This is a genomic window from Psychrobacter sp. PAMC 21119 (assembly GCF_000247495.1).
Taxonomy (GTDB): domain Bacteria; phylum Pseudomonadota; class Gammaproteobacteria; order Pseudomonadales; family Moraxellaceae; genus Psychrobacter; species Psychrobacter glaciei.
In genome coordinates, this window is sequence record NZ_AHVZ01000017.1 from 211315 (window position 1) to 224435 (window position 13121).

Consider the following 13121-nt stretch of genomic DNA (forward strand, 5'->3'; position numbering starts at 1 on the left):
TTAATGAGGCGCACCCTACACTAAATAGCTAAACTCAACCAAGCTAAACTCAGCATTATTATGCTCTAAGTGTTCTTCAGATATAACCGCACCAATCACCGCACTAACTTTGGATTGGCGTTTTTCTTCATCGAGCAAGCGCCAGTCGCCAAGGACATAACGTATCTTATCATTCTCCCTTTGATGAATGGCAGGGCGATGAGTATGTCCATGTAATAGCGCGTCATTGTTATTCACTGCGGCTGCCACAGCTTTGTCATTAACATCCATAATATGTGCGGCTTTATTAGCATTGTTCTTTTGACTTTTTTTACGCATGTTATCGGCGATAGCCAGACGTTTTTTTAGCGGTTTGTTCAGCAAATACCATTGGGTCATAGGATTGCGCATTACTTTGCGAAAAAACTGATACTTTTTATCATCAGTACACAAGGCATCGCCGTGTTCTAAGCGGTAGTTTTGTTTACCGACTTTTAAGGCGTAAGGCTCAAAAATAAGTTCGCCACCGAATATATTACAAAAAGGCTGCCCCAATAAAAAATCACGGTTGCCATGCATGACTAAAATCTCGCAGCCAGCTACCCGTAGTTTTTTCAACTTAGTAATAAGTGGGGTAAGCCAATGACTTTGTCGCCCCTCTTCTGATAAGGACAAATACACATCATCGCCTAGCCAAACTTCGAACCAATCGCCCAAGATGAATAGGCGCTTAAGCGCAGGCAAGGCAAGGCAATCATCTAGTAGCGCCAAAAAAGCCTGCACTAAGGCAGGCTCTTCAGGCGATAAATGCAAATCGCTAATCAATACTTGCCGCACCTCATGAGGGCGGGTGGTAATTAGATGGTCAAAACTTTGCATTTATCCTTATCCTCGTGACTTGTCATAAGCTTCTATCAATAATGCTTATATCTTAACTATCACTTAATAACTGTTACTGAGAAGCCATTCTTTAATAACTATTACTGAGTAATGATGGTCGCTGAGTTGATAACGACTGGCTCTTTTGGTACGTCAGCATGCATGCCGAAACGACCAGTAGGAACGCCGCGCATTTTTTCGATCACATCCATACCGCTTGTTACTTTACCAAATACAGTGTAGCCCCAACCTTGCATGTTTTTGCCAGAGTGGTTTAGGAAATCGTTGTCTTTTACGTTAACGAAAAACTGACTGGTTGCTGAATGCGGATCTTGCGTACGCGCCATCGCAATCGTACCAGCATCATTTTTTAGACCATTGTCTGCTTCGTTTTCAACTGGGGCATTGGTTGCTTTTTCATTCATTTCAGCGTCCATTCCACCGCCTTGAATCATAAAGCCATCAATGATGCGATGAAAAATCGTGCCGTCATAATGACCAGATTTTACATAGTTTAAAAAGTTTTCTACGGTTTTTGGCGCTTTTTCTTCATTGAGTTCGATAACGATCGCACCCATATTGGTTTCAAGCTCTACTACTGGTGGCATGTCTACCATAAGATATTCCTTTTTGATTGCAGCGCCTAAAATGACGCTGTTAAGTGGTGGATAAAAAGTTGGTGGTTAAAAGTTATGGCTAGTCTAACGGCTTTTTTATCCCGTGTCATGTATCTGGCTGTTAATGCGTTTGCAAAAGCTGATAGAATAACGCAACTTTCCATTTTTAATGATTTTTGAACGCTGATTTTGACAGCGCCAATTTTAACAATTGGGTTTATGATCATCCATTTTTAGTAACTTAGTTTTAGTAAATTAGTTTTAATAGTCCGATTTTAATAGCTTGGTTTAAGTTTTCATGAGGCGTGATGGCACGCTGCATGAATGGACAATTTGCGTTAGGAGCAATGCCCGATGAGTGAGCACTCAAGCAACAATGCACAAAAAGATGAACAAAAAAACGACTTTATTCGTAATATCATTCGTGATGATGTCAATGCGCAAAAATACCAGCAGATTGTGACCCGTTTTCCGCCTGAGCCAAATGGCTACTTGCATTTGGGTCACGTAAAGTCCATTTGCCTGAACTTTGGCGTCGCTAAAGAGTTTGGTGGTATCTGTCATTTGCGCTATGACGACACCAACCCAACGGCTGAAAAGCAAGATTACATCGATAATATCAAAAACGATGTACAGTGGTTGGGTTTTGACTGGGCAGGCGACGCGCTGCATGCTTCTAGCTACTTCGACCAGCTATATGTTTGGGCGGTGCAGTTGATCGAGCAAGGCGATGCATACGTTGACCTACAAACCCCTGAGCAAATCAAAGAAAATCGTGGCTCATTCAATGAAGCAGGCAAGGCATCACCGCAGCGTGATGCAAGCGTCGCAGACAATTTAGCATTGTTTGAAGACATGAAAAACGGCAAATATGCAGACGGCACTGCCGTATTACGTGCCAAAATTGACATGACTGATGCCAATATGAATATGCGCGACCCAATTATCTACCGTGTGATGCATCAAGAACATCATCAGACCGGTGATAAATGGTGCATCTATCCTATGTATGATTTTGCCCATCCGTTGTCAGATGCCTTAGAAGGCATTACTCATTCGCTATGTACCCTTGAATTTGAAGACCATCGTCCGTTTTATGATTGGATTGTCAATAAAATCGGCTTCGAGCAACCGCCGCATCAGTATGAGTTCTCACGCCTCAATGTTGACCATACGTTGACCAGTAAGCGTAAGCTCAAGCAATTGGTCGATGAAGCTATCGTCGATGGCTGGGATGATCCACGCATGCCAACCGTCGCTGGTATGCGTCGTCGCGGCTATACGCCTGAAGGCTTGCGTGATTTCTGTGATCGCGTTGGTGTCTCTAAAGCGGATGGTGTGACTGATATGCGTTTGCTAGAATTTAGTATTCGTCAGTCGTTAGACAATACGACAGCACGTGGCATGGCAGTGCTTAAGCCGTTAAAAGTCACCATTACCAACTTCAGCGATGCGGTCAGCCAGTGGGAAGCGCTAAAAGCGGATAGCGTCAATGCGCGCTTTGACGCTGAGGCACAAACCTTATGGTTGACGCAGCCAAATCATCCTAATATCGATATGGGCGAGCGTGAGATTCCGTTTACCGAGACTCTTTATATCGATAAAGGCGATTATGAGATTGAACCGCCAGCAGGCTATAAGCGTCTATCACCTGAAAAGCCAGAAATTCGTTTGCGTAATACTTACGTATTGGCCGTGACCGAGCATATTACCGATGATAGCGGCAACGTCGTGGAGCTAAAAGCGACGATTGATCCGACGACCTTGGGTCAAAATCCTGAAGGCCGCAAGGTTAAAGGCGTGATTCATTGGGTATCGGCGAGCCAAGGGATTCCAGCCACCGTGCGTCTATACGAGCCGCTATTCAGTGTTGAAGATCCGAGTAATGTCAGTGACGTCCATCAAGCATTGAACCCTAACTCACTGACCGAGCTGAATGCCGTGGTTGAGCCATCATTGGTCAATGCTGATGCTGGCACGCGCTTCCAGTTTGAGCGTGAGGGCTACTTTATCTCTGATAGCGAAGAGCACAGTAGTGACAAGCCTGTGTTTAATCAAATTGTCAGCTTGCGTGACAGTTATAAACCTGCTTGATTTATTGCGATTAGCGCTACTAACGTTTATCTGAGACGATACTAAACAAAAGTAGTTTGCAAGCTGGCCCATTTCTAGTACGCTAGGGATGGGTTTTTTTGTGAAAAATGATAAATCTACAGACAGTGCCTATTTGTTTTGTTGTGAATTATCAAACACGCCCTAAACTTAACCTTAAAAGAGGATGTTATGAGTTTATATTGCTATAAATGTACCAACCAAACCTTATCACCGACTAAGCTTGATGATACCCTGTCAGCTTTGGTGTGCGAAGCCTGCGAAGGGACTTACCTCGATTTACTAAGCTATCGTACTTGGCTTGAGAATCATCCTGCTGTCAATAATGCGAATGAGACCTTAGACTCTTTTAGTGCAGATGAATTAGACAACACAGATAATGCGCTCATCTGTCAACGTTGTCGCAAGTTTATGCTGAAATATCGCATTAACAATGAGCATAAAAACACCATTAACGTTTGCCACACTTGTGATGATGTTTGGTTAGACCGAGGTGAATGGTCATTACTCAAATATCTAAACATGCAGGATAAACTCACCGCGGTAATGAGTGAGCCGTGGCAACAGCAACTAAGAAATCAAGATCGCGATCAGTCTTTTAAAAAACTTTATCAGCAGAAATTAGGCACAGATTTTGATAAAGTTGAAGATTTTGCGACGTGGTTGAGTGATCATCCACAAAAAAGTGATATTCAGCATTATTTGTCACAACATAAACCTTAACAGGGCTATTATAGAACTGACCCAGACTCTACGTTCTCCGATAGTTTAGAGTAGAATAACCACATTACAATCCGTCACAAGACATTGATAATCAGTTTGTTAAGATAAAGTAAGTTTTTCCTGACGTGTAGCCAGTCCTTTCTTATAGGGGCGCGCGTCAATGATAATAATAGAGCGCGTGATTTTCTTTATATGCTAATGCTTAAACATTGGCTTTTAGAGACCAGCGCTCATGACTAACAATAGCTAAGGAATTAAGCATGGCACATTTACGTTTAGGTGATAGCGCACCGAATTTTGACGCCACTACGACAGACGGCGACATCAATTTTTATGATTGGGCAGGGGATAGCTGGGTGGTTTTCTTTTCACATCCTGCAGACTATACGCCAGTATGTACGACTGAGCTTGGTCGTACCGCGGCATTAGGCGGCGAGTTTCAAAAGCGCAATGTGAAGCCAATCGCTTTATCAGTTGATGGCTTAGAAGATCACAAAGGCTGGGTTGGCGATATTGAAGAGACTCAAGGAACTGCTGTCAACTTTCCAATCATTGCTGACTCTGAGCGCACCGTGGCCAATCTTTATGACATGATTCATCCCAATGCGGATAATACAGCGACGGTTAGAAGTGTCTTTATTATTGATCCTAACAAAAAAGTACGTTTGACCTTAACGTATCCAGCCAGCTGTGGTCGCAATTTCGATGAGATTATTCGCGTTATTGACGCTATGCAATTGTCGGACAAATATAACGTCGCCACGCCCGTCGACTGGAAAGACGGCGATGATGTCATCATTCCACCAAGCGTAAAAAATGAAGACATTGCTGCCAATTATCCTAAAGGTCATACAGAAATTAAGCCTTATTTGCGCACCACGCCAGCGCCTAACAAATAAAGTGCGCGTTTTTGTAATTGCTTAAAAAATAAAAACCCTATAACTTACTGTTATGGGGTTTTTTAGTATTCATATCACAAGCAGCGACAAGGTTTTGCTATGATAAAAAAACCAATAGTCACTGTGCTAAGCGAGCAATAATAAACTTCTGTGCTTTGATAATATAACGGTCATCATAAAAATTTACCGTTATCGTTATCGTTATCGTTATCGTTATTGTTCTTTTCGGAAATAATACTTAAAAGGAATTTGCCATGAAAAAACTATATATAACCCGTACTGCACCCAACCCTCGTAAAGCTCTTATTTTGCTTGCATCGAAAGGCATTGATGTCGATGATATGGATGACATTGACGTGATAGACATTGATTTTTCTGCTAACGAGCAGATGTCAGAGGCTTTCACTCAAATGAATCCGATGCAGACGGTACCTGTTTTAACGTTAGATGATGGTACGGTGCTCAATGATTCGCAGGCGGTTTGTGAGTATCTTGATCGCGTTTATGGTGAGCGCTCAGTGATGGGTAACGATGTCATACAACGCGCGCAAGTGTGCTCTATGCGCCGCATCGCGGAGTTTGAAATACTGTACAACTTGATGCTGGCATTTCAGCACAGTCATCCGTTAAAGGCACAACGTGTTGACCAAGTACCAGAATTTGTAGCACCGTCCATTGCGCGCGCTGTCAAAGCCTTGGCATATTTCGAAACAAGCTTAGAAGGTCACGAGTATCTAGTCGGGGATCAACTGAGCTTTGCAGACATCGTGCTATATCTTGGCTTGGACTTTGGCAAGGCATTAAAAGTAGACCCCAAGGCTCATGGCGCGAATCTTGCGCGGTTTTATGAAAAAATGCATGAGCGTTTTAGTATTAAAAAACTGGCAAAAGCAGAACCTAAAGCGACCAATGAGTAGTGGACAGTAATTAAATCTGACTTTTTCCGTGCAATTAGAACCGGTTACATCGTCAATCGTGCTTTAGGTTTTAGTGATTTGAAGTGCTAACTATCAACTGTGTAAATAGCTGTATTGAACACCCAAATAGGGATGGTTAACTAGAACTGTTAGCCATCCCTGTTTTTTCGAAAACTCGCTATGTTTATTTATTAAAAAATTTTTAATAAAATGAAACGTTTCATTACATATGATAATAGGATCGAGGTTATAGTAGTCAAATTGTATCGGATTGCTGCTATTGGTTTTATTTTATGAATAGCTATAAAAATCCTTATAAGTTAATACAGTCATAGCAGGCATCAGATAAGCTTAGTAAGAGAGGCGTAGTATGGTAGACATAAAAAGGCAACCAATCACAAAACTACTGTTATTACCCAGCGTATTGGCAGTCAGTCTGACACTAGGTGCTTGTCAAAAAAACGCCCCATCTACGGAGAGCGAAGGGACAGATGCTACGGCAAGTGCAGAGATGAGGGCTACGCTAGCAAACACAGAAGTTGAGCCTGATGCCAATGAGACAGTGGCGGTATCTGAAGTAACTGAGCTCAGCGTCGAACAACAGATGATTGCTAATCTTGCGCGCCATCGTTGGACACTGATGACTGCCAAAGGTGTGAGCGATCAACCATTAGCACCGCTGATAAATATTAAGGATCAGGTGACGCTATTATTTAATCAAGGTCAAGATACCTTAAGTTATAGCGTTGGCTGCAATACGATGAGCGCTGCCTATGAATTACAAGCTCAAAGATTAACGATAGAAGATAGTATGAGCACTAAGATGTCGTGTGGCAATCTTGATAGCGCAGAGAGTCTCTTGAATACGCTCATGCAAGGTAGTAGCGAGTTAACTGTCACTGAAGGTGAGAGGCCACTATTGACGCAAGTGACTAATGATTCGATGACCTTGATTTGGGCAGGTAGGCTCACTTCACAAGCCAAATATAATAGCAAAGGCGAGACCGTCTTTTGGGCAGTGAGTAGTGAAAAAATCGCTTGTGGCGATGCTGACTCTAGGATGTGTCTGCAAGTCAAGCCTGTCACTTACGATGATCAAGGCCTGAAAACCAGCGAAGGCGAGTGGGCAGCATTCAAGGGTGACATTGATGGCTACCAACACGACGGCATGCATGAAGAAGTATTACGTCTACAACGCTATCAGATCGACAATAACGAGAGTGCAGAAGGCGAAGAATATGCTTATGTGTTAGATGCGGTGATTGAGAGTGCCGTCGCAGAGTAGACGAGTGAAGCTATTTTATTATAGTTAAATGATTTGAATCATTTAGATGGTTGAAACAAAAAACACGCGCCATTTGATCGCGTGTTTTTTTTATGGTTGTTTGCTGTATTTTGGCTTCTTATCTTATCGTAAATTACCTAAATCTTCTTCCGTCAAACGCCAGCGACCTTTTTTCTTAGACGCACCGCGTCCACGCATGGCGCTATTTAGGAGCAACTTGTTCATTGAATGGCTTGAATGCGCATGACAAATAGCGCAGGCAAGACCATCAGCAGCATCTTGTTGTGGTACGACATCTAAAGACAGTATGCGGCAGACCATTTCTTGTACTTGCTCTTTGGCTGCGGCACCATAACCGCACACAGCTTGCTTGATCTGGCGTGCGGTATATTCTGATACTTCCAAATCCAGTGCCACCATCGCTGCAATGGCTGCGCCTCGTGCTTGTCCAAGTTTCAGCGCAGAATCTGGGTTCTCTGCCATAAACACCTGCTCAATTGCGGTATAGATAGGCTCTTCTGCATATTTTAGATGATGTTGAGTAATACGCGTCAAGCCATTAAAAATGCGCTTTAGGCGTTCAGGCATCTCTTTAGTATCCGTACGAATGGTACCTGCGTCAATATAGGTCAGCTTATCGCCCGTTTGTTGCACGATACCATAACCCGTCATACGTGAGCCTGGGTCAATCCCGATAATAATTGCCATAGTATTCCGTCTTACTTACATTTTGTTTTATATTCAATCCTATATAAATCAGATACGGTGTCAGACTCGCTCAGCCTACTACTCGTAGTACTTTTACTCATCTTCCTTGTATCCAAATTATATTGCCCCGACTATATGGCTTAAAAATACGCCTTAAGTTTGATAGTATAGCAATCAATCCCCATATACATCATATGTTAGCCATCTTAATTTGTATGGCGCTCAATTTATTGGTTTTTATTTTATAGGACGACACTTTATGGGTCAGATAGTTGGTATTGCCATCGTTTGGTTTATTATCGAGATGCTACTGTGGTATTTAATTGCCCAGTTTATGAGTGGTTGGTGGGTATTCATGTGGTTTATTATCGCCGCAGTTATCGGTATCACCCTTATTCGTAAAGGTATGGCAGCGCTCAATCCGATGGCTCAGCAAATGAAAGCGGGTGGCATGATGAACCCAGCGATGCGCCCACAAGAGTCGACCATGCTTAAAAGTGTGGCCATGGCAGCGGCTGGTATTTTGCTACTTATTCCAGGTGTGCTTAGCGATTTACTCGCGTTATTGGTGGTATTACCACCCGTGCAAAAGAAGCTTAAAGACTTTGCTAATAATTACGTCATGAACAACCAGCAAAAAATGATGGAGATGATGGCCAAACAGATGGGTGGCGGTCAAAACCCATTCGGCGGCGCTAGCGGTATGGGTGGTCAAAACCCATTTGGTGGCGCTGGCGGTGGTATCAATGGCCAAAATCCATTTGGTCAACAACAACAAAACCCATTTGGGGATGTGTTCAAGCAGCATACAACCGTTGACGGGACTGCCAAAAATATTCCTAAAGATGTCAAAAAGATTACCAAATCTGCTAATGATGAATAAAAAATAGCGAAAAATTGACATAAAAAAAGCCCCTTACGTCATTGACGAGAGGGGCTTTTTGTTAGTTATTATGAATCTCTTATAAACTTATGGGTTATTAATAAACCTAGTGAATATAAATAGAGACATGACTAACCGAATATAACAACCGAAGTGCCGCCGTAAGATGGTGACCCATGAACCGTGAAGTTCAGGGCGGATGCGTCACTGCCTCTGCAGGTTTCCTGATACACCGCAAGCGGTGCAGGCATACACAATGAAGCAATAGGTACCACATCCTGGTAAAGCATTATCGGCTCAGGGAATAAACATCTACTAGCCAACACTTCAGAATAGATTTATCTTAACTAATGGCATAGCTGATTGCAAGCTCGGTTTACAGATTAATACGTCTTTTTAGAAAAGCACCGCAATAATAGCAACCATTTCCATAAAATAAATAGCAGAAAAAAAGGGTCGAAAGCATTGAAATAGCAGGATAAACGCGCAGTTTTTCAGCAATTTCAAGATGTATGCTAATATAGACAACTTTCGATATCCTAATATAGCAGTATAGGCGTTCATTCACTTGAGGAGCGGTAATCTATGACCAGTACCCAGCAACAATCTGAATCTATTGACGACAATCAGGCGCAGCTTGATAGCAAGCAAGATAGCGCACAGCATAAAAAAACACCGCATGTCTTAATGATATTGGACGGCTTTGGTCATCGTGAAGAAGACAAGGATAACGCCATTGCTGCGGCTAATATGCCGAATCTAGATAAGATCTATCAGAAATATCCGCATGGATTGATTTCTGCGTCGGGTGAAGATGTTGGTTTGCCAGATGGTCAGTTTGGTAATTCTGAAGTGGGACATATGAACCTAGGTGCTGGTCGTGTGCTATATCAAGACTCAACCCGTATCTCAAGTGAGCTTGCCAATCGCGAGTTCTATAAAAACGAAGCCTTGGTCGATGCTGTCAAAGCGGCTAACGAAAAAGGGGGTAATGTTCATATTATGGGCTTGCTCTCTGATGGTGGCGTGCATTCGCATCAAGACCATATCGAAGGAATGTGTCATTCGGCATTGGTTCACGGTGCCAAAAACGTGTTTGTTCATTGTTTTTTAGATGGTCGTGATACGCCGCCTAAATCTGCTGATAAGTATATCAATCGTTTGCGTGAATACTTGAACAAGCTTAACGCCCATTATGAAGGTCGCGTACAGATTGCCAGTATCATCGGTCGCTATTATGCGATGGATCGTGACAATCGCTGGGATCGAGTACAGAAAGCTTATGAGCTTATTACGGAAGGCAAAGCCGATCGTCTATCTACCCGTGCTGATGGTGCTGTCCAAGCCGCCTACAAAGCCCGCGAAACTGATGAATTTATCAATCCGACTACCGTGATTGAGAGCGGCGACACGCCCTATACCGTCGATGATAATGATGCACTTATCTTTATGAATTTCCGTGCCGATCGCGCTCGTGAGCTAGCGCAAGCATTTGTGCTGCCAGATCATGAGTTTTCAGGTTTTGCCCGTCATAAACAGCCAAAACTGGCCGCGTTTGTCATGTTGACCAAGTACTCAGACATTTTAGCGGATAGCCCGAAGACCAGTATTGCTTATTACCCAACGTCTCTGACCAATACGCTGGGTGAGCATTTGCAAGCGCAAGGTAAAACGCAACTGCGTATTGCCGAAACTGAAAAATACGCGCACGTGACGTTTTTCTTTAGTGGTGGCCGCGAAGCAGAGTATAAAGGTGAGACACGTATTCTTGTGCCGTCGCCAGATGTCGCCACTTATGACTTGCAGCCAGAAATGAGCGCTCCTGAAGTGACCGATAAGTTGGTGGCTGCTATTGAATCGGGCAAATATGATGTGCTAATCGTCAATTATGCCAACGGTGATATGGTAGGGCATACCGGTATCTTTGAAGCAGCCGTGCAAGCGGTAGAGGCTTTAGATGTCTGTGTTGGCCGCATTGAATCGGCAGTACGAGCAGCTGGCGGCGATATGCTCATTACCGCTGATCATGGCAATGTTGAGCAAATGCAAGACTACGAAAGCGGACAGGTACATACCCAACATACGACCGAGCATGTGCCTCTGATTTATATTGGTGAGCAAAAAGTACAAGTGCGTAGTGGCGGTAAGCTTAGCGATATCGCACCGACCATCTTGTCATTGATGAATATCACTGCGCCAGTAGAAATGACGGGTGAAAACCTATTGATTCCAGTATCGTGATTCAGTCATTCTGACACTTTCGCATGCTGGCTATTATAATGCCTATGATAATGCCATAAGTACAGCTGAAGCAGCCAGCGAATGAAAGAAAAAGATAAAGGGAAGGGTATCTATGCTCCTTCCCTTTTTTAGGATAGGTTTTTAACTTATACCATTCACAAAAATTAGAGCAGCAAGGAAAACGAGTATAAGTGCTACGCATTGTAGACTAAACGAGTTTGACACAGCCAATCGTACTTGTTGAGTTTGGTATCACTTGCAATACTACCCTAGTCTTGGCTGTGATCTTGATGCTACCTTACAAGATATCATTCATTAATTATCCGATAACAATAACTTTGCATGTTTTCTTTTTATCTAGGTGAGTTTTTATGCATCCCATCTGTCTTATACGTTCGTCGGCGTCTAAACGACTAGAAAAGCCATCAATGATGACCGCATTGATAACGTCGACCGTCTTTAAACCCGTACTCATGGCCAGTCTCATAGGGTTGAATGTTGTTGGCATGCAAGCACAGGCTGCGACAAATAATGAAAGCAGCCCGACGGCCAGCCTGCAGCTTATCAGTCTTGATGCTGATGAGATATCAGCAGAAAACGGTGCAGATAATTTGTCTGATATCGCTGATATGTTGGATGCTGCTGACGCGTCTGATGATGCGATAGACAGTGTTGCAGATGAAAGCGCTTTGACCGATGAGGCAGACGATATCAATACGGATATCCCTGCTGAAGTAGGCCAAGTGTCACTGAATGCTATTTCCCCTGAAACTCTAAAAACGTTTGTTGCGGTCGTGGACTTGGTACGCCGTGAATATGTGGACACGGTCAATGACGAAGAGTTATTTAACAATGCGATGAGTGGCATGTTGACCAAGCTCGATAGCCACGCTGAATTTTTGGATGCTGAGGCCTACGAAAACCTGCGGGCTTTTACCGAAGGGGATGTCGGCGATATTGGTATCAAGGTGGTCTATCGACCAAAGGCTGGCTATTGGGTCGTCACAGAAGTTCTTAATGACTCACCCGCAGATAAAAAAGGCATCGCAGTCGGTGATTATCTGCATCAAGTTGATGAATTCAAATTAGATGACGACAGACAAAGCAATGATGTAGAACAACTTTTAACCGGTATTGCAGGCACACAAGTGGATATTGTGACTTCTAAAGCGGGTCGCCGTAAACATACCACGACTTTACAGCGTAACAATAACCACCCGCAAGTCATTGAGACACGGCTTGTTGATGGTATGGCGGTGATGAAATTGCCCGCTTTTCAAAACAACAGTCGTGAAAAGCTGCTGCAAGGTCTTATTAGCCTAGAAGCACCGATATCTGGTATTTTGTTAGACATGCGTGATAATCCAGGTGGTGTTTTAACCTCAGCGGTGAGTGTGGCTAGTTTGTTTATGGCGGACACTGATGTGGTACAAGTGAAAGGTCGGAAAGACGACTCTCGTGTGTTATCGACCCAAGGCGCTGCGATACTCAAGCCATTACCCATAGTGGTATTGCAAAACCGTTATTCTGCCTCAGCCGCCGAAGTATTAGCAAGCAGCTTGCAAGCGCAAAAACGCGCCACTATCGTCGGTGAGGTGAGCTATGGCAAAGGCTCGGTGCAGTCGGTGATACCTGTAAATGACGAGCAGGCTGTTAAGCTAACTGTTGCCAATTATGTGACGGCGGCTGGCAATAAGATAGATGGTATCGGGGTTGAGCCTGATGTGGCTCTACTGGGGAATGAGAATACATGGGAGCAGCAGGCACTTGATTTACTCAGGGCAAAAGCGCTCGCTTCGGGTATTCGCTTTGTAAGACATTCAGCTGTAGAGGATAATATGCTCGAAAATCGGACAGACGAAAAGTAGGTAGACGAAA

The 13121-nt window shown here is 43.5% G+C and carries 11 protein-coding genes and 1 other RNA gene; 8 read left to right on the plus strand and 4 right to left on the minus strand.

Features of this window, described 5'->3' with window-relative positions:
- Positions 1–15: 15 nt before the first annotated feature.
- Complete coding sequence (locus tag RH96_RS07305) at positions 16–858, minus strand: UDP-2,3-diacylglucosamine diphosphatase (RefSeq protein WP_010199250.1); 843 nt, start codon at positions 856–858, stop codon at positions 16–18.
- 101 nt (positions 859–959) lie between these two features.
- Positions 960–1475 (minus strand): peptidylprolyl isomerase, encoded by a 516-nt coding sequence (locus RH96_RS07310; protein ID WP_010199251.1) that lies wholly within the window; start codon positions 1473–1475, stop codon positions 960–962.
- 354 nt (positions 1476–1829) lie between these two features.
- On the opposite strand from RH96_RS07310, the gene RH96_RS07315 reads away from it, so the two are divergent.
- From RH96_RS07315 to RH96_RS07335, 5 genes are all read left to right on the plus strand, one after another.
- Positions 1830–3569 carry a glutamine--tRNA ligase/YqeY domain fusion protein gene (locus tag RH96_RS07315; protein WP_010199252.1) on the plus strand — a complete coding sequence of 580 codons (1740 nt, stop codon included), beginning with the start codon at positions 1830–1832 and terminating at the stop codon, positions 3567–3569.
- Between the two features lie 189 nt (positions 3570–3758).
- Positions 3759–4310, plus strand: coding sequence for a zf-TFIIB domain-containing protein (locus RH96_RS07320; protein ID WP_010199254.1), 552 nt, complete (start codon positions 3759–3761; stop codon positions 4308–4310).
- A gap of 260 nt (positions 4311–4570) precedes the next feature.
- Entirely contained in the window at positions 4571–5209 is a 639-nt protein-coding gene (locus RH96_RS07325) for a peroxiredoxin (protein ID WP_010199256.1), read from the plus strand.
- Positions 5210–5463: 254 nt separating this feature from the next.
- On the plus strand, positions 5464–6126 hold the full coding sequence (locus tag RH96_RS07330; RefSeq protein ID WP_010199257.1) for a glutathione S-transferase family protein: 663 nt from the start codon (positions 5464–5466) through the stop codon (positions 6124–6126).
- A gap of 370 nt (positions 6127–6496) precedes the next feature.
- Positions 6497–7411: an META domain-containing protein gene (locus tag RH96_RS07335; protein ID WP_010199261.1), complete on the plus strand. Its 915-nt coding sequence runs from the start codon at positions 6497–6499 to the stop codon at positions 7409–7411.
- Positions 7412–7534: 123 nt separating this feature from the next.
- On the opposite strand, the gene ruvC is transcribed toward RH96_RS07335, so the two are convergent.
- A complete protein-coding gene (gene ruvC / locus RH96_RS07340; RefSeq protein WP_010199263.1) occupies positions 7535–8119 on the minus strand; it encodes a crossover junction endodeoxyribonuclease RuvC in 585 nt (194 codons plus the stop codon).
- A gap of 259 nt (positions 8120–8378) precedes the next feature.
- On the opposite strand from ruvC, the gene RH96_RS07345 reads away from it, so the two are divergent.
- Complete coding sequence (locus tag RH96_RS07345; RefSeq protein ID WP_010199266.1) at positions 8379–9002, plus strand: FxsA family protein; 624 nt, start codon at positions 8379–8381, stop codon at positions 9000–9002.
- A 141-nt stretch (positions 9003–9143) separates the two neighbouring features.
- Here the strand turns inward: RH96_RS07345 and ssrS are convergent.
- Positions 9144–9339, minus strand: a non-coding RNA gene (gene ssrS, locus RH96_RS14750) — 6S RNA.
- Between the two features lie 248 nt (positions 9340–9587).
- Between ssrS and gpmI the strand changes: the two genes are divergently transcribed.
- Both gpmI and RH96_RS07355 read left to right on the plus strand, forming a co-directional pair.
- Positions 9588–11243: a 2,3-bisphosphoglycerate-independent phosphoglycerate mutase gene (gene gpmI, locus RH96_RS07350; protein WP_010199268.1), complete on the plus strand. Its 1656-nt coding sequence runs from the start codon at positions 9588–9590 to the stop codon at positions 11241–11243.
- A 431-nt stretch (positions 11244–11674) separates the two neighbouring features.
- A complete protein-coding gene (locus RH96_RS07355; RefSeq protein WP_227500951.1) occupies positions 11675–13111 on the plus strand; it encodes a S41 family peptidase in 1437 nt (478 codons plus the stop codon).
- Positions 13112–13121: the final 10 nt, after the last annotated feature.